At 42.2% G+C, this 26,092-nt stretch carries 15 protein-coding genes, 2 tRNA genes and 3 rRNA genes; 1 reads left to right on the top strand and 19 read right to left on the bottom strand.

Translation table 11 applies throughout. The annotated features are described in order from the left end of the window. Positions 1-3: 3 nt before the first annotated feature. On the bottom strand, positions 4-1,395 hold the full coding sequence (gene potA, locus HMPREF9009_RS14340) for a polyamine ABC transporter ATP-binding protein (protein WP_004316768.1): 1,392 nt from the start codon (positions 1,393-1,395) through the stop codon (positions 4-6). A 138-nt stretch (positions 1,396-1,533) separates the two neighbouring features. On the opposite strand from potA, the gene HMPREF9009_RS14335 reads away from it, so the two are divergent. After that, complete coding sequence (locus tag HMPREF9009_RS14335; protein WP_008640679.1) at positions 1,534-2,637, top strand: TlpA disulfide reductase family protein; 1,104 nt, start codon at positions 1,534-1,536, stop codon at positions 2,635-2,637. A gap of 267 nt (positions 2,638-2,904) precedes the next feature. Here HMPREF9009_RS14335 and HMPREF9009_RS14330 read toward each other — a convergent pair whose 3' ends face one another. The 18 genes from HMPREF9009_RS14330 to HMPREF9009_RS14240 all read right to left on the bottom strand — a co-directional run bounded on the left by HMPREF9009_RS14330 (position 2,905) and on the right by HMPREF9009_RS14240 (position 26,014). Continuing rightward, a complete protein-coding gene (locus HMPREF9009_RS14330; RefSeq protein ID WP_004316772.1) occupies positions 2,905-5,469 on the bottom strand; it encodes a glycosyltransferase family 1 protein in 2,565 nt (854 codons plus the stop codon). A gap of 36 nt (positions 5,470-5,505) precedes the next feature. Beyond that, entirely contained in the window at positions 5,506-7,167 is a 1,662-nt protein-coding gene (locus HMPREF9009_RS14325; RefSeq protein WP_008019765.1) for a glycogen/starch synthase, read from the bottom strand. Between the two features lie 202 nt (positions 7,168-7,369). Beyond that, positions 7,370-7,834, bottom strand: coding sequence for a V-type ATP synthase subunit K (locus tag HMPREF9009_RS14320; RefSeq protein WP_004316776.1), 465 nt, complete (start codon positions 7,832-7,834; stop codon positions 7,370-7,372). Positions 7,835-7,909: 75 nt separating this feature from the next. Next, a complete protein-coding gene (locus HMPREF9009_RS14315) occupies positions 7,910-9,727 on the bottom strand; it encodes a V-type ATP synthase subunit I (protein WP_049702533.1) in 1,818 nt (605 codons plus the stop codon). Further along, positions 9,724-10,329 (bottom strand): V-type ATP synthase subunit D, encoded by a 606-nt coding sequence (locus HMPREF9009_RS14310; protein ID WP_004297640.1) that lies wholly within the window; start codon positions 10,327-10,329, stop codon positions 9,724-9,726. Before HMPREF9009_RS14310 ends, HMPREF9009_RS14315 begins: the two co-directional genes overlap by 4 nt. Before the next feature lie 108 nt (positions 10,330-10,437). Then, positions 10,438-11,766 (bottom strand): V-type ATP synthase subunit B, encoded by a 1,329-nt coding sequence (locus HMPREF9009_RS14305; RefSeq protein ID WP_049702532.1) that lies wholly within the window; start codon positions 11,764-11,766, stop codon positions 10,438-10,440. A 31-nt stretch (positions 11,767-11,797) separates the two neighbouring features. Further along, complete coding sequence (locus tag HMPREF9009_RS14300) at positions 11,798-13,558, bottom strand: V-type ATP synthase subunit A (protein ID WP_004316778.1); 1,761 nt, start codon at positions 13,556-13,558, stop codon at positions 11,798-11,800. Positions 13,559-13,575: 17 nt separating this feature from the next. Beyond that, positions 13,576-14,418, bottom strand: coding sequence for a DUF2764 domain-containing protein (locus HMPREF9009_RS14295; RefSeq protein WP_008022965.1), 843 nt, complete (start codon positions 14,416-14,418; stop codon positions 13,576-13,578). A gap of 11 nt (positions 14,419-14,429) precedes the next feature. Then, the gene (locus HMPREF9009_RS14290) at positions 14,430-15,020 is read right to left on the bottom strand and encodes a V-type ATP synthase subunit E family protein (RefSeq protein WP_004316780.1); all 591 of its coding nucleotides are present in this window, start codon (positions 15,018-15,020) and stop codon (positions 14,430-14,432) included. 480 nt (positions 15,021-15,500) lie between these two features. Further along, positions 15,501-15,611: ribosomal RNA gene (rrf, locus tag HMPREF9009_RS14285) — 5S ribosomal RNA — on the bottom strand. Between the two features lie 120 nt (positions 15,612-15,731). Beyond that, positions 15,732-18,611 (bottom strand): 23S ribosomal RNA (locus tag HMPREF9009_RS14280). A gap of 160 nt (positions 18,612-18,771) precedes the next feature. Further along, positions 18,772-18,845 (bottom strand) — tRNA-Ala (locus HMPREF9009_RS14275). A 69-nt stretch (positions 18,846-18,914) separates the two neighbouring features. Next, positions 18,915-18,991, bottom strand: a tRNA-Ile gene (locus HMPREF9009_RS14270). 184 nt (positions 18,992-19,175) lie between these two features. Then, a 16S ribosomal RNA gene (locus HMPREF9009_RS14265) occupies positions 19,176-20,704 on the bottom strand. The 16S, 23S and 5S rRNA genes sit together here with 2 tRNA genes alongside, the layout of an rRNA operon. Positions 20,705-22,649: 1,945 nt before the next feature. Further along, on the bottom strand, positions 22,650-23,828 hold the full coding sequence (locus HMPREF9009_RS14255) for a clostripain-related cysteine peptidase (protein ID WP_004303863.1): 1,179 nt from the start codon (positions 23,826-23,828) through the stop codon (positions 22,650-22,652). A 91-nt stretch (positions 23,829-23,919) separates the two neighbouring features. Beyond that, positions 23,920-24,321, bottom strand: coding sequence for a hypothetical protein (locus HMPREF9009_RS14250; protein WP_004310274.1), 402 nt, complete (start codon positions 24,319-24,321; stop codon positions 23,920-23,922). A gap of 77 nt (positions 24,322-24,398) precedes the next feature. Continuing rightward, positions 24,399-25,022 carry a murein L,D-transpeptidase catalytic domain-containing protein gene (locus HMPREF9009_RS14245; protein ID WP_128859729.1) on the bottom strand — a complete coding sequence of 208 codons (624 nt, stop codon included), beginning with the start codon at positions 25,020-25,022 and terminating at the stop codon, positions 24,399-24,401. A 131-nt stretch (positions 25,023-25,153) separates the two neighbouring features. Beyond that, positions 25,154-26,014, bottom strand: a complete 861-nt coding sequence (locus HMPREF9009_RS14240; RefSeq protein ID WP_002561589.1) for a sigma-70 family RNA polymerase sigma factor — start codon at positions 26,012-26,014, stop codon at positions 25,154-25,156. Between the last annotated feature and the right edge of the window lie 78 nt (positions 26,015-26,092).

The raw sequence follows: 26,092 nt of genomic DNA, 5'->3' as shown, positions 1-26,092 counted from the left end.
CTGTTAATCGGTTATTTTAATTATACGAATGGCATCTGGAGGGATGGTAATACCTACACGGTCTCCGTCATCCCATACATCGTTCGTATCTACAAATACATTCTCGTCCCAGTCTGACAATACGGTCAGATGATAATGGTCGCCCTTGTAAAGGATGAATTTCACCTCACCTGTCAGCGTTCCGTCTTCTTCATTATCCTGAAGAATCACTTTTTCAAAGTCTACCTCCACTTTGACATTCGTATCGGCAGCTATATCTTCCACCGGAGTACATTCAAAGTTACAGCCCAGGAATTCCACATGAGTGGCATCCAGCAATTTTCCTTCAAACGTATTGCAGATACGCTCTTTCTTCATGATGTGAATATCAAACGGCTTCACCAGCAGTCCGACTTCCGCTCCTACTTCAAAATGATGGTAATCCTGCACCAGAAATTCATATCCGCCGCACATCACCGTCATTTCATAATGCACACCTTTGAAAATAGAAGTCTCTACCACGCCTACCAACTGCGCCATATCCGAAACGGGGAAAATATAAAGATCTTCCGGACGGATGACTACGTCTACCGGAACATTTTCACCAAATCCTTCATCTACACATTCAAACTCCGTACCGCAGAAGCGTACCAGCTTATCATGAATCATGGTACCATTGAGGATATTGCTTTCTCCGATAAAGTCGGCAACAAAAGCGTTGATGGGTTCATTATAAATATCAATCGGTGTACCGATCTGCTGAATTTTTCCTTCACTCATCACAACAATCGTATCGCTCAACGTCAATGCCTCTTCCTGATCGTGAGTGACGTAAACAAATGTTATACCCAAAGATTTATGCATTTCTTTGAGCTCCATTTGCATATCCTTACGCATTTTCAGGTCGAGCGCTGCCAGCGGCTCATCCAATAGCAACACTTCCGGCTCATTCACAATGGCACGGGCAATGGCTACACGTTGTTGCTGACCACCGGAAAGAGAATCCACATCGCGGTATTCATAATCTGTCATACCTACCATCTTTAAAGCAGCTTTCACTTTCTTCTCAATGGTTTGTTTCGGTGTCTTTTTCAGTTTCAGGCCGAAAGCAATGTTATCATATACATTCAAGTGCGGGAATAAGGCATATTTCTGAAATACCGTATTCACGGGACGCTTGTGGGGAGGGGTTTGTGTTATTTCCATCCCCGAAATTCGGATCTCGCCTTCCGAAGCCGTCTGAAAACCGGCAATGAGACGCAACAACGTGGTTTTACCGCAACCGGAAGGACCAAGTATAGTGACAAACTCGCCCTTTTTCACGTTTAGAGTCACATCATCCAATGCTGTTTTATCGCCAAAATACTTCGATACATGGCTCACCTCAATGATGGATTTATCTTCTTGCATATTCATACTAAAGTTTGGGCTGCAAAGGTACACATTTCTGCGGTTTTCACCTAGGTGTTAATCTAATATAACAGTGTTTTTCGATGCCCGACAGAAAAAAAATCTATCTTTGCATAAATATTTATTCACTAATTTTACAAAAGCATGAAAAAGTTAACTTATTTAGTTATTGCAACGGCAGCGTTAGGCATGGTAGCTTGTACGGGCGGAAACAAAGCCGGATACGTTGTCACAGGTACGGTAGAAGGTGCAAGCGATGGTGACACCGTTTATCTTCAGGAAGCTACTGGTAGAAATCTGACCAAACTAGATACAGCCGTTATCACCAAAGGTACTTTTACCTTTGAAGGTACACAAGATTCTGTGGTTAGCCGCTATGTCACTTGCGAAGTGAACGGAGAGCCATTAATGATTGATTTCTTCCTCGAAAACGGAAAAATCAACGTTTCCCTGACCAAGGATAACGACGCTGTGACCGGTACTCCTAACAATGATGCATACCAGGAAATCAGAGCTCAAATCAATGACATCAGCAAGAAAATGAATACCATTTATGAAGCAATGGGCGACACTTCTTTAAGTGATGAGCAGAAAGAAGCCAAACAGAAAGAGGGTGCCCAGCTGGAAGAACAGTATGACAAAGCAATCAAAGAAGGTGTTAAAAAGAACATCACCAATCCGGTTGGGGTATTCTTGTTTAAACAAACGTTCTACAATAACTCTACTGACGAAAATGAAGCTTTGTTGCAACAAATTCCTGCGAATTTCCAGAATGACGAAACAATCGTAAGAATCAAAGAGATGACCGACAAGCAGAAAAAGACTGCCGTAGGTACTCAATTTGTTGATTTCGAAATGCAGACTCCGGAAGGAAAGGCTGTGAAGTTGTCTGATTACGTTGGTAAAGGTAAAGTGGTATTGGTTGACTTCTGGGCTAGCTGGTGCGGTCCTTGCCGTCGCGAAATGCCTAATCTGGTAGAAACTTACGCAAAGTATAAAGGTAAGAACTTCGAAATTGTAGGCGTATCTCTCGATCAGGATGGAGCTGCATGGAAAGAAGCAATCAAGAAGATGAATATGACTTGGCCACAAATGTCCGACCTGAAATTCTGGCAAAGTGAAGGTGCACAGCTTTATGCAGTAAACAGTATTCCTCACACTGTATTAATCGATGGCAGTGGTAAAATTATCGCTCGCGGTTTGCATGGAGAAGAACTTCAGGCTAAAATTGCAGAAGCTGTAAAATAACAGATCGAAAAAGAAGGTTTTTCAAAGGCTTTAAAGTTCAAACAAGGGGCTGTTCGAAAAGCCTTGATCCTATAAAATCACGCTTACTACGACATGTTGCAGTAAGCGTGATTTTTCTTTTCAGATGGTTTCTTGCTTATTAAAAACTTCACAAGTCAACAACCAAACAGATAAAATTCAGCCCCTGTAATTCTCGAAAGAACACAGGGGCTGAATCTATATATGAAAGTAAGGGAGAAGGACTCCCCTACTTCTATTTCAAACAAATTAGATAAACCAACGTACGTAGCAGAAGTCTTGACGGTGTGGAAGCTCCGGATTCTTCGGGAACATACGGTAAGACACCTTGAAGCTACCTGCATTTGACAAGCTGTGTTTAACTTGGAATGTATACAAGTTACCTTCTTTCTTGATAACACTAAACGGTTCTACAGAGTAAACATGTTGTTTGCCGTCTGCAGTTGTGTAAGTAGTAACCAATTCAAGTCCCACTGCATCATTCAAGCCTTTTTCATCGATCACGTAAGTAATAGTATATTCTTTTCCGCTTTCGATGTCACCGTTCTTCAGGTCTTCTACCTTATCGCAAGATACGATTTCAATAGCATCCCATTTAGCAACCACTTCTTCTTTCCAAGCTGCGATTTCTTTTGCTTTTGCATTATCATTAGCAGCCAAAGTCTGGAAGCGTTTCGCCAGTTTGCAATAGAATTTGCTATAGTAATCATCCAACTGACGCTTCATTGTATAATGAGGAGCGATCTGTGCGATAGAATTCTTCACCACTTTGATCCAGCCTTCAGAATATCCTTTCTTATTACGTGCATAATACAACGGCAAGATTTCAGTTTCAAGAATACTGTAAATAGTAGCAGCATCCAACTGATCCTGATGTTCCTGGTTCTGATAAGTACGTTTTTCTGTCAATGCCCAACCTGCACCTTCACGGTAACCTTCCAGCCACCATCCGTCTAATACAGAGAAGTTAACAACACCGTTCATCAAAGCCTTTTCGCCCGATGTACCGGATGCTTCCAACGGACGAGTCGGAGTATTCAACCAGATATCAACGCCTGAAACCAGACGACGAGCCAATTGCATATCATAATTTTCAAGGAAGATAATCTTACCCAGGAATTCCGGACGGCGAGAGATCTCGATAATACGCTTAATCAAACCCTGACCTGCACCATCGTGCGGGTGAGCTTTACCTGTAAACAGGAATTGTACCGGGTAATCAGGATTATTCACAATCTTAGAAAGACGATCCAAATCGGTGAACAACAAGTGTGCACGTTTGTAAGTAGCAAAACGACGACCGAAACCAATCAGTAATGCATTCGGATTGATCTTATCCATCAATGAAACGATACGGGAAGGGTCTCCCTGGTTCTTCAACCATGTATCGCGGAATGACTTACGGATATAGTCAACCAACTTATTCTTCATAGTCATACGAGTCTTCCAAATCTCTTCATCGGGCACATTGTAGATAGCTTCCCAAATCTTAGGATTAGATTGATCGAACCAGAAATTTTCGTTGAAATATTTAAAGTACAGTTCTTTCCATTCAGTTGCACTCCAAGTCGGGAAGTGAACTCCATTCGTTACGTATCCTACGTGGCTTTCTTCCGGGAAATAACCTTTCCAGATAGAAGAGAACATTTCTTGAGAAACCTTTCCGTGCAGCCAGCTCACACCGTTCACTTCCTGTGAAGTGTTACAAGCAAAAACAGACATACAGAAACGTTCGCCCTTGTCACCCGGATTGTTACGTCCGAGATCCATCAAGTCATCCCAAGTGATACCCATTCTGGAAGGATAACCACCCATATATTTGCCGAACAGGCCTTCATCAAAATAGTCGTGACCTGCAGGAACCGGAGTATGAACAGTGTAAAGAGAAGAAGCACGAACCAACTCGATAGCTTGATCGAAAGTCAATCCTGTAGCTACATAGTCGCAGATACGCTGAACATTGATTAATGCAGCATGTCCTTCATTACAGTGATAAACATCTTTCTTGATGCCCAGTGCTTTCAAAGTCAGGATACCACCGATACCCAACAAGATTTCTTGTTTCAAACGGTTTTCCCAGTCGCCACCATAAAGCTGGTGAGTGATAGGACGGTCGAATTCACTGTTCATTTCATTATCCGTATCAAGCAGATACAAAGAAATACGTCCAACGTTTACACGCCATACGTTTGCATGAACAAAATAATCAAGATAAGGAACGTCAACTATCAACGGCTGACCATTGGCATCCATTACACGTTCAATAGGAAGTTGACCGAAGTTTTGTGCTTCGTAGTTGGCAATCTGCTGTCCATCCATAGACAACGTTTGAGTAAAGTAGCCATAACGATACAAAAAGCCTACCGCACACAAATCAACATTGCTGTCGGAAGCCTCTTTCAGATAGTCACCAGCCAATACACCCAGACCACCGGAATATATTTTCAGGACGCTGCTCAAGCCATATTCCATACTGAAATAAGCAATAGATGGGCGTTGCTCATCCGGCTTCACATCCATGTAATCTCTGAATTTCGTATAAACTTCATTCATTCTTCTTAGAATCACTTTGTCTTTTGCCAGCGCTTCCAGCTTTTCATAGCTCATACGTTCCAACAACAGTACTGGATTCTGTCCACATTCTTTCCAAAGTTCCGGATCTAGATCTCTAAACAGTTCAGTCGCTTCAAAATTCCATGCCCACCAAATGTTGCGTGCGATTTCAGACAACTTCTCCAACTCTTCCGGTATACGTGATTTTACAGTAACCTCTTTCCAGTTGGGAGTATTCACATTACTAACTTTGATTTTCATAATGTTTACGTTTACTTATTGATAAATAATTCTTTCTTAACTCAACTGACGCTTCATAGCATTGCGCAAGGCAATGTCATAAGCCTCATAGTAATATTGTATAAAGTGCTTCCATAAAGCCTGTTCTGCCACTTCGGCAGCACGCTTACGGATTTCCTTCACTTCTTTCTCCGTCTTATCCGCAAATAACGTAATCGTATCTTTAATACCATCCGCTACTTCCGAATAATTATAGTCCGAACGATGCAGCACTTCTACTCCATCATTAATGCCATGCTGGTTCTTCAGGCTGTTTACCCAAAGTCCGAATCCTGCCAGATCAGTAGTGATTGTCGGCACATGGAATGCTACACTTTCCAACGGAGTATATCCCCACGGTTCGTAATAAGAAGCATAGACACTCAAATCCTGTCCCAACAATATATCATAATATTCTTTATTCATGATGCCATCACGACCATTCAGATAACAAGGTACAAAAATCACTTTTACCTTATCTTCCGGACGATTGCCCATTCCCAGATATTTCAACATATCCAACACCTGGTCATGAGTCATATTATGCAGCCAATGAGTGATAAATGGTACTTCGAGCGGAGTGTCGAACTTCTCCTTGCTCTTCAAACGTCCCTGCAAATCCTCACGGGGGTCTCCTACCCAACCGGGTACATTGATGAATGCCAAAACATTCTTATGCAAATTCTTATCCCTGTTCAAGCGGTTTAATGATTCCAAAAATACATCAATACCTTTATTCTTAAACTCATATCGTCCACTGGTTCCGACAATTAACGTATCGTCACCCAGATTTGTTCCCAATAATTTATTCGCTACATTGAGCATCAAGGCACGCGCACGTTTACGTTTTCCGGTAAATGTGCTTCCTTTCGGTACAAAATCATCTTCAAAACCGTTCATCAGAACAACATCTGCCGGTTTATCCAGTAATTCCTTACACTCATTATTGGTTATTTCGCTCACCGTCGTAAAACAGTCTACGTAATGTGCAGTCTGTTTTTCAATCGAGTGTTTCGATTGCATGTTCAGTTCTTGCGCCATCTGGTCGCCATTATAAGCAAACAGATAGTCGTACAACGGTTTATGATTACCGGCAATAGAACGACCGATAGAAGTAGCATGGGTCGTAAAAATAGTAGCCACCTCCGGCACAGCTTCCTGTACATAAAGTGCTCCCATTCCAGTCATCCATTCATGCGCCTGATATACCACCTTATCCGTTTCTGTCAGGTTGTAGCGATAGAAACTCTCTACCACTCTTCCCGCAGCGTATGAAAACATAGAAGCTTCGTCGTAATCGCCATAAGCGTGCAACGAATCTACTTGATAACGATTCCACATTTCTGTGTATATATCGTCTTTCTTTTCAAAAAAAGGTTGGAAATCAACAAGAATGACTATGGGTTCACCGGGGATATTCCATCGTCCTATACGGACAGAAAGTTCGTCTTTCTCAAGTGCATGCTTTTTCCAGGCAGCACATAGGTTATCCGACTCGATGAATAGAGGGTTTTCTTTTCCTTGCCATACATCAGGACCTATGAAGAAAATTCTGTCGCGGAACTTTTCCTGCAATGTATTTGCCCGTGTCGACAAGACGGTGTATATTCCTCCCACTTTATTACATACTTCCCAGCTGGACTCGAAGATATAATCGGGGGTTAATAAATCTTTTACCATATAATATATTAAAACTCTTTTTAGTATGCGAGTGCAAAAGTACACATTATTCTTTGAAAAATAATACTTTATGCGAAAAATATGAGTTAAGAAGAGGAAAGAAACGTTGCCCTATAATGAAAAAAGAATATCCCCTTGCACATGCAAAGCTGCATGTACAAGGGGATTGAAACTCCTTTATAGGAAATATTCTTGCTAAAAATTATGCAACGAGTGCACTACCGATCAAGAAGGTTGCAGCCAAAGCAACGATTGCATAAAGCTCGGGGAATACGGCAAGAATCAACGTATTACTAAATACATTGTGTCCCTGTCCGATAGCTGCAATACCGTTTGCACAAACTTGTCCCTGACGGATAGCGGAGAATAAGGCAACCAATCCTAAAGCAATACCTGCACCAAGAACTGCTGATGCCTGGATAGCTGTAATTTCAGGAGTCAAAATGCCGAAGATAGTCTGAAACATGAAATAACCGGCAAAACCATAAAGCCCCTGTGTACCCGGAAGGGCTGTCAATACCAGGAAGTTACCGAATGCACTATCATTCTTCTTCAATGCTCCGATGGCAGCATTACCTGCAATAGTTACTCCGTAAGCACTACCGATGCCCGACAAACCAACCATAATCGCGATGCCAATGTAGGCGATAAACAAATTCATTTCCATAATCTTATTCTATTTTTTATTGTTTAATTCTTAAAATATTAATTCTCTATTTCTAATTTTTAATCTTCAGTTTTTTTAATTTCTGAACGGTTTGTACTCTTTACCGCCTCCTTCATATCCGGAGTTCTTGAAGAACTCAACGAACGTCAGACGCATTGGGTGAACCATTGCACCCAGCACATTCATGAAAATATTGATTGCATGACCGATCACGAAAATCAGCACCATTACAATCGGGCCTGCTATTACATTATCCGGACTCATACCTACTGCCAGACTGTTGAACACTCCCGCCAGAATACCTCCGGAAAGTCCGAGAGCAAACAGACGAACGTAGGACAAAACATCTCCAAGCAAACCAGTAACCATGTTGTATGAATCCCACAATCCCAATCCGATATTCAGGAATATGTTCTTTCCCGGACTGTTATAAAGGAAAATCATAGCAGCTGAAACACCCAGGATTATCAAGTGCACCGTGCTTCCCATCGGCATTACGTCCGGTAACAAAGCTGAAACTGCCATTGAAACCAGCAGGATGATCCATCCGATAGTTGCCACTGCATATTTGAAACCAAACTGAATCGTCTGATTCACAGCTTTCAGTACCATACCGAATAAAATCTGGATAGCTCCCAATATCAACGATAATTGGAACATATCATTATTATCCATCATGACAGCATGTTTCAAGCGTTGCACAATCGGCCAATCCAAATTGTAGATGTTCGCTCCGAAGAACGTACCAGTCAGCAAACCGCAGAAGAACGTTGATACCGCCAATACCTGTATCAATGAGATGATTGACTTCATTGACGGGGTTACTTTCTTCGCCATCAACCGATAGGCCGTAGCTCCCAGGAACAGGAACAAACCATATCCGGAATCTCCCAGACAAAGTCCGAAAAAGACCATAAAGAATGGGGCAAAGAACGGTGTCAAGTCCAACTCATTATACTTCGGAAGCATATACAGCTTACAGATCGGTTCGAACCAAGCAAAGAATCCCTTATTATTCAATCGAATAGGAACATTATCGCCCGGCATCGGATCGGTAATCTCATAATATACATGTGCGTCATTCAGATAAGCCTCTATCTCCACTTGACTGAATGCAGGCGCCCATCCTTCAATCAACATCAGTTTGTCACCGGCAGTCTGCTCGGAACTTAACACAACTTTAGAGAATTCAATCTGACTTTGCAACTCTTTCAGAGCAGCCTTCAAGGAAGGAATATCCGTTTCGGAAAGTGCAACCAGTCTTTTTTCATTCTCTTCAACGGCCTGTTCTGTTGTATTGTAAAGCGTTTCAAGATGTGCCAAAGAGTATGCAGGTAATTTAGCCTGCTCTACATCCAAGTCCACTTCCTCTCCGCCTTTCGTTACAGTCACGAAGAATACTTTAGAAGAAATGCGGTTCACAATCATTGCATTGTATTCCGTTTCCCACTCTTCTTTGTAATTTCCTTCCGAACAGCTATAGAAACCGATTACATAACCGGCATCTTTCAGCTTCTGAACATTTGCCGGTTCAAAGTTGCCCCAGGCTTCCAGAGCTTCTTTTTCTTTGGCATAGCTTTGCAACTGCTGCGACAACTTTCCATGCTCTGTCTGTAAAGCATCCACTTCGTCCAGCACTTGCATTCCACGGGCAGCCGTTCCTCCTTCCGTAGCAATCACGGCATTCTTTTCATGCTTCTGGTTCTGAAGCAACTTCAAGGTAGCCGCCAAACGGTTGGAAAGACGAATATTATCCTGCAACTCCGTGTTATCGGCAGCCCCCTGTTGTTTCTCCACAATGTGGACTACACCAAGCTCCCGCAGACTGTTCAGGAATTCTTCATATTCTTTGTGATACACCAGAAAGGTGAGTTTCTTCATTTTTGTAATCATGCCTCTACCTCCTTCCTTTTTTCTTGATGGGACTTCATGATCTTTTGCGAAGATTTCGACAGGTTTTCTTCATCTTCCATAAATCGCTTGATTTTTCGCAATGCATCCTGATAGCCCGGTATCTGCACCTTCTCAAAAAGGTTCACCTTTTGAGTGGTCTTTTTCCTTGCATGTTCTAACAAGTTCAGCTTGGCGAGCATAAATTCACGTTCAATTGCCGTATGAGCCAGCTCCTCCAACAGGTGGATACCGTCGGCATACCACTTGGGAGCATTAAACATACTGTACGGACGTATCTCGAATTCTACATTCTCGAGCAACGGTACGCGCACACCCGCAATCTTTTTCACGCCAAGATGAACATCATTCACCTTTATTAATGAAGCGTCAAACTCATTCCAAAGGGCGAACATGGCTTCATAGGCTTGAATTTGTTGTTCGAGCCTATCCTCCAGATCGGCAGCTTCCGTTTTACAGCGTTTCACTTCCATGCGGAGGGCGCTTTCCTTATTCTTAATGATAGGAAGCGTACGCACCCGCACTTTCAGTTGCTTTTCGAGCTGCTGAAGAGAGGTTTTGTTATATTGAAACTTTATAGCCATCTCGTTGATTTACTAATTTAACGATTTACAATCACACGATTGAATTTACTTCTTATAAACATTGATAATCCACAAACTTCAACCGTAAACGGCAAATCGCCTAATTGTCTAATTATTTTGTTTCGGCCAGTATTGATCCACTAAGTCTTTCTTGATATTCACTTCTTCCGGACGGAAGTATTTACCGAACAAGCCCCAGGCAACGTCCAGCATTTCAGTCGTATCAAGGTTGACATCAATAGCCAATAACTGATTGGAATAGTCCTTCGCAAAAGCCAACGTACGTTCGTCGTAGTTTGTCAGGTCGAAACCGTTTTCCATCTTCGTCTTAGCGTTAGCGGCATCGGCATAAAGACGTACGGCAGCATTCATCACCTGCGGATGGTCTTTACGCGTCTTCTTACCGGTTACCAGCTGTTTCAAACGAGACAATGAACGGAACGGGTCAACAATAACCTTACCAATATCACTATCACGACGCAGGAACAACTGACCTTCTGTGATGTAACCCGTATTATCAGGCACAGCGTGAGTAATATCTCCACCGGACAAAGTAGTCACCGCAATAATGGTGATTGAACCGCCAGAAGGGAACTGCACCGCCTTTTCGTAAATCTTTGCCAAGTCCGAGTAAAGTGATCCCGGCATAGAATCTTTAGACGGAATCTGGTCCATACGGTTGGACACGATTGCCAACGCATCGGCGTAGCTCGTCATATCCGTCAACAGTACCAACACCTTCTCATCATTATTTACTGCAAAATATTCAGCAGCAGTCAGTGCCATATCCGGAATCAGCAAACGTTCTACCGGCGGGTTTTCGGTCGTATTCATGAAACTCACGATACGGTCGAGCGCACCGGCATTAGAGAACACATTCTTAAAATACAGGTAGTCATCATTCGTCATACCCATACCGCCGAGGATAATCTTATCCGTTTCAGCACGTAAGGCCACGTTTGCCATTACCTGGTTGAACGGTTGGTCCGGGTCGGCAAAGAACGGAATCTTCTGACCGGATACCAATGTATTGTTCAAGTCGATACCGGCAATACCCGTTGCAATCAGTTCCGACGGTTGTTTACGCCGAACCGGATTCACAGACGGACCACCAATTTCCACTTCCTGTCCTTCAATGTCCGGACCTCCATCAATCGGGTCACCGAAAGCATTGAAGAAACGTCCGGCCAGCTGCTCACTCACTTTCAATGTAGGCGATTTGCCGAGAAATACTACTTCGGCATTGGTCGGAATACCTTCCGTACCTTCAAATACCTGCAAAGTGACATCGTCACCGGCAATCTTTACCACCTGTGCCAGTTTACCGTCCACGGTGGCAAGCTCATCATACCCTACTCCTGTCGCTTTCAACGAACAAGTAGCCTTGGTAATCTGAGTAATCTTGGTATATATCTTTTGAAAAGCTTTTGTTGCCATCTTACTTATTTACGATTTAACAATTTACGATTTACGATTGAAGTTTCCTCTCTTCAATCAATTCCTTCAGTTGTTTCTGGAATCCTTCATACTGTTCTGATTTGAACTTCGAATAGTTCATCTGCTTACAGATATTAATCATCTTCTTGAAGTAGTCCATTACTTCGTTGAAGTTATCAAATTCAAATTCCGTATGACAGATGTCGATTATCATATTCAGAATGTCTTCCTGACGTTCCATCGGAGTTACCGCGTCAATTTCGTCAAAAGCATCCTGTTGCAGGATTACAAAGTCAATCAATTCAGATTTCCAGAAGATCACGTGATATTCTACCGGCACACCATCGTCACCGAGGATATTGATCTGTTCGGCAATTTCCTTACCACGCTGTAAACGGGTCTTAAGTTCATTTACCTTTCCGATCCATTCATCATTGATATGACCTTTGATATACTCTTCAAATTCCGGATATTCGATATATTTTGAATAAGAATCAATCGGATTCACTGCCGGATAACGTTTTTTATCGGCACGGTCCTGTTCCAATGCATAGAAACAACGGGCTACCTTCTTCGTATTTTCAGTTACCGGCTCCTTCAAGTTACCACCGGCAGGAGATACCGTACCGATAAATGTAATAGAACCCGTTTCGTCATTGCTCAGTTTTACATATCCCGCACGACCGTAGAAGTTAGAGATAATAGCCGAAATATCCATCGGGAAAGCATCTGGTCCAGGCAACTCTTCCATACGGTTGGACATCTCACGCAGAGCCTGTGCCCAGCGGGAAGTAGAGTCGGCCATCAACAAGACTTTCAATCCCATTGAACGGTAATATTCCGCCAGTGTCATCGCTGTATATACAGATGCTTCACGCGCAGCTACCGGCATGTTAGAAGTATTGGCAATAATAATAGTACGCTCCATCAACTTACGTCCTGTGTGCGGGTCTACCAGTTCGGGGAACTCGGTAAAGATTTCCACCACCTCATTCGCACGTTCACCGCAAGCTGCAATGATAACGATATCCGCTTCCGCCTGCTTAGAAATAGCATGCTGAAGCACCGTTTTACCTGTACCGAACGGACCGGGAATAAATCCCGTACCACCTTCCACAATCGGATTCAGCGTATCAATCACACGTACACCAGTCTCCAACAATTTGAAAGGACGCGGTTTTTCCTTATAATTCGTCATCGCACGTTTTACGGGCCATCTCTGAATCATAGTTACAGGAATATCATTACCTTCTTCGTCTGTCAGGATTGCGATAGTATCTTCTATCTTATAATCACCTTCCGGCATGATTGTTTTTACGGTAGCCGTTCCCTTCATAGTGAACGGGGCCATTATTTTTAACGGCTGAAAGTTTTCATCCACCTGTCCCAACCATGCAGAAGCCTGCACTTTGTCACCTACATTCACCAATGGTACGAAATGCCATATACGCTCTTTATCCAACGGATACGTATATTGTCCTCTCTTCAGGAAAACTCCGTCCATCTTGTCGAGGTCATTTTGCAGACCATCATAGTTTTTCGATAACATACCCGGGCCTAATGTCACCTCAAGCATGTGTCCTGTAAATTCGGCTTCGGCGCCCACTTTCAGTCCACGGGTACTTTCAAACACCTGGACATATACATGTGAACCTACAACCTTAATCACCTCCGCCATCAACTTATCGCCACCGGTCGAGATATAACAAATCTCATTTTGAGCTACCGGTCCGTCAACGACGAGGGTCACCATGTTGGCAATAACGCCACTAACAGTTCCTTTTGTTGCCATATATTTTTTTTATTTTATTATCTGAATTCTGCAGGAATCTGCACTTCGTTCTTCAGCGACTCAATAATGCTTCTGAACAACTGATTACCTCTTTCCTTATCCAGTGAAATCCACCTTTCAATCATTTCCAGCTTCAGCAGGAAAGCAAAAATACGCTCAATAGTGAAATAGTCGAAGAAAATAGCATCCTCCATCCAGTTCCACCGCAGGGCATCCAACTTCTTCTCACGCTCCACCAGTTCTGTAATCTCACTGATTTTCACTAACGATTCAAAAACATCCACTTCACCGGACAGTCCGAAATCGCGGGCACTTGATGTACGCAATGCTTCGCATACTTCCGTATTTCCCACAACATTGGAAGCAATATCCCACTTGAATTTACGGCTGGTAAATGCAACAAGAATATTATTGATGTTCAGATTGAATTCAAACCAGGCAGAAACAAACTTATTTCCACACTTCATGGCATACTCATAATACAAAGCAGCCAGATGATCTTCGTGCAAAGTCGTACTTTCAGCCGGAGTATTCAAATAATCAGTTATAAAAGTGGAGAGATAAACCGGAAATTCTTTAGGACTGATTTCTCCGCCTTCTCTCAGAATAGAAATATATTCTGTGAGCTCTTCAGCAGAGTAGTTTCCCCGTTTGTCGATTTCCGCTTCTTTATCTTTGAGAAGTTTCAGCACATTTGCATTATCAAACTTCAGATAAAACAAGTCGATCAACTTCCGGTCTGAAGCAGACAATCCATTGTAGATTTCAGTTTTAAAATCGGCTACTGTATAGCTCAGCTTACTGTCTTCCAGTGAAAGTTCCGGCAAACCTGCTACCAAGTAATAGTACTTACTACTCATAGTCGCTTCTTTTAAAATAGCATTTCTACTAATTGAGGACGCAAGAACGCTTTGAAGTAATTCATGAATTCTTCTTCTCCGAAGTTCACCTTATACGAACCGTCCGCCGGAGAAACGGTAAACAGAGTCTTGATACCATTTACTTGCTGAATAGTCACTCCCTTGTCTAATAAAGCTTTTGCATGAGCTGCAAAATACTTTTTCAGTGATTCCGCATCGGCTGTTGAGATGACGATAGGTTCGTCTATGCTCCATTTGGATGCCAATGCTACGATAAACGCGTTCAGATAATCTTTATCCTGAGCGAAATCTTTCACGGAAGCGGTTATCAACTTGTCAGTTACCATTGTAGCGACTTCAGATTTGAGCGCATTCACAGCCTGACCGGCAAATAGTTTTAACTCTGATTTAGTATTTTCTGCTAACTCATCAGCAGATTTACGAGAGGAGTTTACAATTGATTCTGCCTCTTTACGGGCATCCTCAATGATTTTCTTAGCTTCTTCCTGAGCATTCGCGATAAGTCTTTGCGCTTCCTCGTTTCCTTTTTCCACGCCTTCACGATAAATCTTATCGGTCAACTCTTGAATTTTGTTTTCCATATTAACAGGAGTATTTAGTATTATTACTATATTAACTATGTGTCCTTTCTCAGATTCTCGCCAAATTTACAAAAATCAATTTGATAAAAAAGAGAAAGAAGAAAAGAAAAAAGATTCGTTTGCAAAAAAATCACAGACCTACACCTATTTTGTTCCACTTTTGCCCTTTTCCTATTACTAAATGACACATTTCCGGATCTTTCAAACCGGAAAACAAATATAAGGAATCCAAAAGATATTTAAAAACAAATATATATTGAAAGCGACAAACAGGATATTAATACAAGATTAAATAACAAAAGCTATTGGTATCACATTTAGCATTAGTGAATACTGCTATCCTATTTGCGAAAGAAGAGAAGAGGTTATCTTTTACCGTCCTTAAAAACAGCCCCTCTTGATTCATTGATGAATCTTTTTGCAAAGTACCAAACAACAGAAAGCCCCTTGATTCGTTGCTGAATCAAGGGGCTTCTCTAAAAACGGCGGCTACCTACTCTCCCACTGTTACGCAGTACCATCGGCGTGACGAGGCTTAACTTCTCTGTTCGGAATGGGAAGAGGTGGAACCCTCGTGCTATAACCACCTGAATAAGGTTATGACATGATGAAAAGTAAAATCTCAAGTTATTACTAGTATGTTTCTGTTCTCTGTTTCCAGTTTCTGTATCAGTAATCCGCTAAACGTATATACCCAACCGGTACATATTTGAAAGAAAGTGAACGGGCAATTAGTAATGCTCGGCTTTGATGTTACCACCTTTACACCTGCATCCTATCAACGTCATCGTCTTTAACGACCCTAAGAAATCTAATCTTGTGGCTGGCTTCGTACTTAGATGCTTTCAGCACTTATCCAATCCCGACTTAGATACCCAGCGATGCACCTGGCGGCACAACTGGTAAACCAGCGGTCAGTCCAACACGGTCCTCTCGTACTAGTGTCAGAGCCACGCAAATTTCATACGCCCACGATAGATAGAGACCGAACTGTCTCACGACGTTCTGAACCCAGCTCGCGTGCCACTTTAATGGGCGAACAGCCCAACCCTTGGGACCTTCTCCAGCCCCAGGATGTGACGAGCCGACATCGAGGTGCCAAACCCCTCCGTCGATATGAGCTCTTGGGAGGGATCAGCCTGTTATCCCCGGAGTACCTTTTATCCTTTGAGCGATGTCCCTTCCATGCGGAAACACCGGATCACTATGCTCTAGTTTCCTACCTGATCGACTTGTCTGTCTCCCAGTCAAGCGCCCTTATGCCATTACACTCTACGGACGGTTACCAATCGTCCTGAGGGCACCTTTAGAAGCCTCCGTTACACTTTTGGAGGCGACCACCCCAGTCAAACTACCCACCAAACAGTGTCCTCGCATCTACGAGTTAGAACTCAAATAATCAAAGGGCCGTATTTCAACAGCGACTCCACAAATACTGGCGTACCTGCTTCGAAGTCTCCGGCCTATCCTACACATCAATTACCCAAATTCAATGTTAAGCTATAGTAAAGGTTCACGGGGTCTTTTCGTCCCATCGCGGGTAATCGGCATCTTCACCGATACTACAATTTCACTGAGCTCACGGTTGAGACAGTGTCCAGATCATTACACCATTCGTGCAGGTCGGAACTTACCCGACAAGGAATTTCGCTACCTTAGGACCGTTATAGTTACGGCCGCCGTTTACTGGGGCTTCAATTCAATGCTTCTCTTGCGATGACATCTCCTCTTAACCTTCCAGCACCGGGCAGGTGTCAGGCTGTATACGTAATCTTTCAATTTAGCACAGCCCTGTGTTTTTGTTAAACAGTTGCCTGGACCTATTCTCTGCGCCCAACTCTCGTTGGGACCCTTTATCCCGAAGTTACAGGGTCAATTTGCCTAGTTCCTTAACCGTGAATCACTCAAGCGCCTTAGTATATTCAACCCGACTACGTGTGTCCGTTTGCGGTACGGGTACCTTAAAGATTAAGTTTAGCGGATTTTCTTGGAAGTATGTTTACACGCACTATTACCTTATTCCGAAGAATTTGGTATACTATCAGGTTCGACTCTCTTTGTGGATTTGCCTGCAAAGATCAACATCTACACCCTTCAACGGACTATTCCGTCAGTCCGCGGCGCTATCACTGCTCCGTCTCCACGTCACTCTTTAAGGTAGTACAGGAATATTAACCTGTTCTGCCATCGGCCTCACCGTTCGGCTGAGCCTTAGGACCCGACTAACCCTGATCCGATTAGCGTTGATCAGGAAACCTTAGTCTTTCGGCGAGGGGGTTTCTCACCCCCTTTATCGTTACTTATACCTACATTTGCTTTTCCACACGCTCCAGCAAAGCTCACGCTTCACCTTCGACGCGGAGTGGAATGCTCCCCTACCGATCATTACTGATCCCATAGCTTCGGTAAATTGCTTAATGCCCGATTATTATCCACGCCAAACTCCTCGACTAGTGAGCTGTTACGCACTCTTTAAATGAATGGCTGCTTCCAAGCCAACATCCTAGCTGTCTTAGCAATCTGACTTCGTTAGTTCAACTTAGCAATTATTTCGGGACCTTAGCTGATGGTCCGGATTCTTCTCCTTTAGGACATGGACCTTAGCACCCATGCCCTCACTCCTGGGATCGAACTACTGCGCATTCGGAGTTTATCAAGACTTGATAGGCGGTGAAGCCCTCGCATCTTATCAGTCGCTCTACCTCACAGTAGTAATTCCCAAGGCTGCACCTAAATGCATTTCGGGGAGTACGAGCTATCTCCAAGTTTGATTAGCCTTTCACCCCCACCCTCAGTTCATCCGGAAGCTTTTCAACGCTTATCGGTTCGGTCCTCCAGTTAGTGTTACCTAACCTTCAACCTGACCAAGGGTAGATCACTTGGTTTCGCGTCTACTCCTTCCGACTAATCGCCCTGTTCAGACTCGCTTTCGCTTCGGCTACACATTTTGAAATGCTTAACCTTGCCGGAAAAAGTAACTCGTAGGTTCATTATGCAAAAGGCACGCCGTCACAACTTACGCTGCTCCGACCGCTTGTAGGCGCACGGTTTCAGGGACTATTTCACTCTTCTATTCGAAGTGCTTTTCACCTTTCCTTCACAGTACTGGTTCGCTATCGGTCTCTCGGGAGTATTTAGCCTTACCGGATGGTCCCGGCAGATTCACGCAAGATTCCTCGTGTCCCGCGCTACTCAGGATACCACTACGCTTCGTTTAGCTTCGAATACCGGACTATCACCGTCTATGGTTTCATTTTCCAAAGAATTCTTCTCACTAAATTTCTTGCGATATCGTGGTCCTACAACCCCAATATTGCCGTAACAACATTGGTTTGGGCTAATCCCCGTTCGCTCGCCACTACTTGGGGAATCATTATTATTTTCTTTTCCTGCAGGTACTAAGATGTTTCAGTTCCCTGCGTTAGCCTCTTGCTATGCAAGATGTCATTCCTTCAGAATGACGGGTTGTCCCATTCGGAAATCTTCGGATCAAAGGTTATTTGCACCTACCCGAAGCTTATCGCAGCTTATCACGTCCTTCATCGCCTCCGAGAGCCAAGGCATCCGCCATGCGCCCTTGCTTACTTTCTTTCAAACGTTTTATTCTCATACTGGTATTGACTTGGGAATTGCTTCCGGCTGTCAATATTGCATATTCGAACACGTACGGTTTGATATATACTTTTAGCTCTTACTTTTAATTTTACTTTTTGTACATCATGTCAAAGATCGTTTCTCTTTTCAGAGATCGTGGAGAATAACGGATTCGAACCGTTGACCCTCTGCGTGCAAGGCAGATGCTCTAGCCAGCTGAGCTAATCCCCCAAGAGGTTGTTCAAGAATGTTGTTTTTAGTTTTTAGCTTTTAGCTGTCACTATTCCTCGTTCTTGAGCTTGGTAGTCCCAGGCAGAGTTGAACTGCCGACCTCTACATTATCAGTGTAGCGCTCTAACCAACTGAGCTATAGGACTAGTTCAACCTTGTCTACCTTTCGTCTAGACTCGGCTTCTTTTTTCTCTTGTTTATCTCTATCTATACTTCTATAGATGGTTGATCTATATATTATAAATAAACAAGTACCAGTAGTACAAAAAACAGAACCTTTAAAGTCTATAAGTGACTGTCACGGTTGTGACAGTTACGACATCGCTCCAGAAAGGAGGTGTTCCAGCCGCACCTTCCGGTACGGCTACCTTGTTACGACTTAGCCCCAATTACCAGTTTTACCCTAGGACGCTCCTTGCGGTTACGTACTTCAGGTACCCCCGGCTTTCATGGCTTGACGGGCGGTGTGTACAAGGCCCGGGAACGTATTCACCGCGCCATGGCTGATGCGCGATTACTAGCGAATCCAGCTTCACGAAGTCGGGTTGCAGACTTCGATCCGAACTGAGAGAGGTTTTTGGGATTAGCATCCTGTCGCCAGGTAGCTGCCTTCTGTACCCCCCATTGTAACACGTGTGTAGCCCCGGACGTAAGGGCCGTGCTGATTTGACGTCATCCCCACCTTCCTCACATCTTACGACGGCAGTCTCTCTAGAGTCCTCAGCATGACCTGTTAGTAACTAAAGATAAGGGTTGCGCTCGTTATGGCACTTAAGCCGACACCTCACGGCACGAGCTGACGACAACCATGCAGCACCTTCACATTTGCCTTGCGGCTAACCTGTTTCCAGATTATTCAAATGCAATTTAAGCCCGGGTAAGGTTCCTCGCGTATCATCGAATTAAACCACATGTTCCTCCGCTTGTGCGGGCCCCCGTCAATTCCTTTGAGTTTCACCGTTGCCGGCGTACTCCCCAGGTGGAATACTTAATGCTTTCGCTTGGCCGCTTACTGTATATCGCAAACAGCGAGTATTCATCGTTTACTGTGTGGACTACCAGGGTATCTAATCCTGTTTGATACCCACACTTTCGAGCATCAGTGTCAGTTGCAGTCTAGTGAGCTGCCTTCGCAATCGGAGTTCTTCGTGATATCTAAGCATTTCACCGCTACACCACGAATTCCGCCCACCTCTACTGTACTCAAGACTGCCAGTTTCAACTGCAATTTTACGGTTGAGCCGCAAACTTTCACAACTGACTTAACAATCCACCTACGCTCCCTTTAAACCCAATAAATCCGGATAACGCTCGGATCCTCCGTATTACCGCGGCTGCTGGCACGGAGTTAGCCGATCCTTATTCATATGGTACATACAAAATTCCACACGTGGAATACTTTATTCCCATATAAAAGAAGTTTACAACCCATAGGGCAGTCATCCTTCACGCTACTTGGCTGGTTCAGACTCTCGTCCATTGACCAATATTCCTCACTGCTGCCTCCCGTAGGAGTTTGGACCGTGTCTCAGTTCCAATGTGGGGGACCTTCCTCTCAGAACCCCTATCCATCGTAGTCTTGGTGGGCCGTTACCCCGCCAACAAACTAATGGAACGCATCCCCATCGATAACCGAAATTCTTTAATAGTAAAACCATGCGGTTTTAATATACTATCGGATATTAATCTTTCTTTCGAAAGGCTATCCCCGAGTTATCGGCAGGTTGGATACGTGTTACTCACCCGTGCGCCGGTCGCCATCTTTAGTTTGCAAGCAAACTAAAATGCTGCCCCTCGACTTGCATGTGTTAAGCCTGTAGCTAGCGTTCATCCTGAGCCAGGATCAAACTCTTCATTGTAAAAGTATCTTTTTCATCTGTTAAGATGATTTTTTGCTCTGTTCAGGACGCCGTAAATCTATTGACCTTATTCAAATACCTATTATCTTCAATCGTATCGCTACTCTCTCGGACAAGTATTGACGGTTCTATTTTTTTACTTGTACTACTTGTATTGTTTATCAATATTTCAAAGAACTTGCTGCCTTCGTTTCAAAAGCGGGTGCAAAGGTAAAGGCTTTATTTTTAACTACCAAACTTTTTCGGAAGTTTTTTTTATTTTTTCTTTTTACTCATTTCTCAGGCTCTCTATGCGAAAGGGAAAGAATGTATAAAAGAAAAACAAAGGCCGTTTTCTTTGCGAATCGGACTGCAAAGATAAGAACTTTATTTATTATCCTCCAAAACTTTTCGGAAGTTTTTTTGTTCTTTTCTTTAAGCGCAATTTCGCTTTTTCACTATGTCAATTCTGCAAGGCTTTCTTCTCTTGGAAAGCGGGTGCAAAAGTACACCCTTTTAGTATACAATCCAAATATATTAAACTATTTTTTCGAAGTTTTTTTGAAAGAATCTGCTAAAACACTGAAGGATAATGATGTTGTAGAACATATTTTTTCAACAGTAGAGAAAGGGGCATGAGAATGAGCAAAGAAACAAAAGTAATACCAGACGCTTTGAAAGAACTTAAAAAAAGCATAGCTTTAGAGAGCGTAAAGCGTAGCTTTAGCACTCGTAAAGCACTGCTTTAGCATTAACAAAGCACTACCCTGTTAATAACAAACGGGTACAGCAGGTACACTTTTTCGAGGCTCTATCACACACGCACACGCGCGCTATATAATGCCCTTATCACCTGCATTGACAAACACGCTGTATGCAATCAAGCGTTTCAATCAAATGAGTGCAGTATTATTCCTAATTTATGAAGGGAGAAAGAGCAACAGGATATAAACAACAAGAACAGCAGAGAGCTCGCAAGATGAGGTAAGGTCTTATAAAATTAGCAAGAGGAACCGCACCAAAATTTGTTTCATTTTAACGGGTAAGGAACAAAATCTAGTGTGGATGAACTTGTTCAAACCTGTGTGGAAATGAATGAAAATTTGTTTTCAATTACTGATTCGCATAAGTAGAACATGAACTTTTGAGTCATAAGTTCCACCAGTTTCACCTTATCTCTGAAACATCGATGGATAAGGAGATAGCGGGTGAAAGCGTAGAAAAAATCAAGGTGAAATCTCCCGTTATTGCTTTCACCTTTCAAATTTATTTACACCGATTGCTGGACATATAGAGCCACCGTATTGAATGTATAGATTCAACGCGGTAAGTATATAGATACAATGTGTTGAATATATAGATCTGCCAACTCAAGTGTTAGTAGATAATAATCAAGGTGTTAATACTTGACATCCATACTATTAACTCCTGATGGATTATCTGTTAATACCTGACAGTGGATTTGCTATAAGCATATTTTCATTAGCTATAATGATATCCGGATTAGCTATAATGAAATTAGTTTTAGCTCAAGGAATATTTTGAAAAGACAAGGTGAAACCGATAATGTTCAGTTTTGCCTGAATTTGCCACTTGCCTTCACCCGCTATCTCCTTATTCATCGGCATTTCGACAATCAGGTGAAATCGATGAACGGCAATGATCTTATAGTGGCATTTATTATACTTTATTCATTAAGAAAGAGGTCAGTTACACGGTGTTCCGTTATCAAATGATTCAGAACCGTGCGGAAATAAAACAAACTTTTGGTGCGGTTGCCCTGTTTGTCAATAGAAACCACTTAGTCTCAAGCGGTACTTTCTATACCTATTATACGCACGCACGTGTGTGTGAGAAAAATATGCAGTGTACCTACTGTACCTTTTGTACCCGCCGGGCTGTTCATTACTTTTTTTGTGGAGGGTAGCTCTCACCTGGTTGACATCTGAAAAATATCCTCCTGCATTTACCAGCCAGTCTCATCCCATCCGGTAGCCGAATACCATTGCAAAGTCCTAAAATAAGTATTCCATTTTAAATACCTAGTATCCGGTATATAACACCCGATACCCGAATATATATCCGAATCTATATTCACCAATTTATAATCGTCAACATAGTTCTTATATATAACTACCCTTTCCAATTGCTCTTCAAAATCAGAAGGAATATTATTATCAGTCAATTCACGCATAAAAGCTCGAAAATCATATGCCGAATGATCCAAAGGAGACCTCCCATAACCATAATGGGCTTGAAAATAATCTATTTTTCTATTATCAAACTTAACCAGATTGTCCTGATACTGTTTCATAATTGAACAAGTAATATTCGCCAATGCCGATATTTCATTCGTTTTTATCACCGCAATAGTACCCCACGAATAACTATATTCATTTTTATAGTAATCAATAAAGTCCTTTGCGACATTTATAGCATTCTGCTCTGAGTTATCCGCAGACAATAAATATTTCGTTATCTTGAAATAAGGAAAACCCGCACTCATAACCTCTGCAGGAGAAAGAATTAAATAATCAGCAGTATTTCTTAATTCATAAGCAACCTCAACTTGAGACATTAAACAAGCGTCAAATAATATATAATCAAAATGAATACCTGATTGTTCTAAAGCTTTCGATAAATCAGGAATATGAATTTTAGCTCCATTGTCGTCACCAAAAGAACGGCTCTTACTATAGTCCGCAGGCAACCATCCGGTAGCATGAGAACCCAAAATCAGACTATACTTTTCAGCTGGACAGTAAGCCTCCACATCTTTCAATACATTAATTATCACCTCATTTGATACTGAATTCTGGCTACTATAAGTTTTTATCACTTCTCTTTTACTGACAGAACCTTTGCCATCCACTTCATACTTAAACAGAGTCGGGACAGGAAACTCACCTTTTCTACTGCCACCATCCCAATAAATTACAAATGTACCAGGAGACGTAACTTCGCTCAATCCTCGTTCAACTGATGCTATATTGTTATATATATCATTACTGATATCATTGTCTCCAACAAGATACATCAAGACTGTTTTTACCGTTACTGGAACAGGAGTATCATCATCACCACAAGCTGATAAGAAAATCGACAAACATACGAACAAAAGCGATAATATTTTAATCTTTTTCATAATATTCCTCATTTATAACAGGGACAAAGATAAAAAAATAAGAGATGCAAACCTGCATCTCTTATTATATTAACAATTAAGTTATTGCTTATTACTCTTCCGGTTTCGTAAAGCGGAATTTATCTGAATCAATCCGCGATACCGTCATTCTATTATTCTTCTTATATTTATTCAGAATCTTCGTTGCTTCTTTTTCCAACTTCTTTCTGTTTTCCGAGAAGTAAATCATACATGTACTATTCTGCTGCAGTTGGTTATCCTCCAGATAATTTTTCAACTGATAACTATATAATTCACGATGAGCCAAGAATCCTTCTTTGCTAACCTTCGCACTATCTAATATCTGAATATCCGTGAAATAGACTACCGTATCCGTAAATGAAGCAGAAATTCCAAAAGCATAAACCGGTTTAGAATGGTCTTTTTTCAGAGAAAAAGCGGAGCACATGGTAAACACAAGTGCAATTGCAAATAGTATTTTTACGTATTTCATATCATATAATTTTTAACTTCGCAAAGGTAACAAAAAAGAAGAGACTACCTCGATTTATCTCAAATAAATAGCATTTCTTAATCATAAATCCATAACAATACAGGTTTCTTTTCTGCCTTGAGCAGCCTGTCAACCTTCCTCATCACCTCATCAGATATCACAGGACACCCTTGACTGATTCCTAATGGAAGATGCAAAGGATACACCTCCGTTTCCGGCATCGGAGTATAAGAATGTAACACGATATACCGTTTAAAAGCATTGTTATTCGTTGCTTCCAATCCATGCAATTTATAATGAACATTAATCCCCCACTTGCTATACGACCGTATCCCTACTTTATATTTTCCTAAAGAAGAGCAATAACTACCTTCCACATTACTGAATACAGGCTTGGACAGCGTACTGTTTTTCCCGTATCCATGCGCACAAAGACTTGCATACTTCACAGAATCTCCCTTGAAATCCCATACAAAGAAACGCCTTTTACCGGAATGAATACTGAAATCTACCAGAAAGCAATAATTTGTATTATACCCGTTCTTATCACAATAAGCCCTTCCCGCCTGCGCTTTTTCACGCAAACGTTGCTCTATTTTAACAGGCACCGTGTCAGAAGACAATGTCGCATATCTTGCGTATGCCATCACCCCTGCTCCCAAAGCAACCAGAACAAATGATATTAAAACAGATTTCTTCATAAAACTCACATAGCACAAGATTAAATTATAGAATAGGACTTATATAAAAAGTCGCATAAGTACATTCTTCTACATGAAAAGTGCGACTTATGCGACTCAAATTCTTTTTTTCAGAAACTGATATTCCTTACTTATCCCAAGTAAGATTTGAGCAATTTACTACGATTACTTTGTCTAAGTCTTCTAATTGCTTTTTCTTTAATCTGACGAACGCGCTCACGTGTGAGGCCAAATTTATCGCCGATTTCTTCTAATGTCATTTCTTGTTGTCCGATACCGAAAAACATCTGAATGATTTCTTTTTCTCTATCGGTTAACGTAGAAAGAGCTCTATCAATTTCCCTCGCAAGAGACTCATTAACCAGAGAGCGGTCCGCCATAGGCGAATCATCGTTAACCAACACATCCAACAGGCTGTTATCCTCTCCTTCCACAAAAGGCGCATCCACCGAAATATGACGGCCGGACACCTTCAGCGTATCAGAGATTTTATCAACCGGAATTTCCAGTTCGTCTGCCAACTCCTCGGGAGACGGACGCCGCTCGTTTTCCTGTTCAAACTTCGAGAAGGCTTTGCTGATCTTATTCAGCGAACCTACCTGATTCAACGGGAGACGAACAATACGCGACTGCTCTGCCAATGCTTGCAGAATAGACTGGCGAATCCACCATACAGCGTAGCTAATGAACTTAAATCCACGTGTCTCATCAAATTTCTCGGCAGCCTTAATCAGTCCTAAATTGCCTTCATTAATCAAGTCAGGCAAACTCAAACCCTGGTTCTGGTACTGTTTAGCCACAGATACGACGAAACGAAGATTGGCACGTGTCAATTTTTCCAATGCTACACGGTCACCCTTACGAATGCGTTGAGCGAGTTCCACTTCTTCCTCGACAGTAATCAGGTCTTCACGGCCGATTTCCTGCAAATACTTATCAAGAGAAGCGCTCTCTCTGTTAGTGATACTTTTGGTAATCTTTAGTTGTCTCATTCTTTAAAAACAGATTTGGAGTGCAAAGTTACGACAAATAATTTGTTAACATACAAAATTAAGTAACTTTTACACTAT

The organism is Bacteroides sp. 3_1_13, assembly GCF_001185845.1.
In the GTDB taxonomy this organism is placed as follows: domain Bacteria; phylum Bacteroidota; class Bacteroidia; order Bacteroidales; family Bacteroidaceae; genus Bacteroides; species Bacteroides xylanisolvens.
Note: the sequence above shows the minus strand (reverse complement) of the source record. Positions and strands in the feature narration are given on the sequence as shown.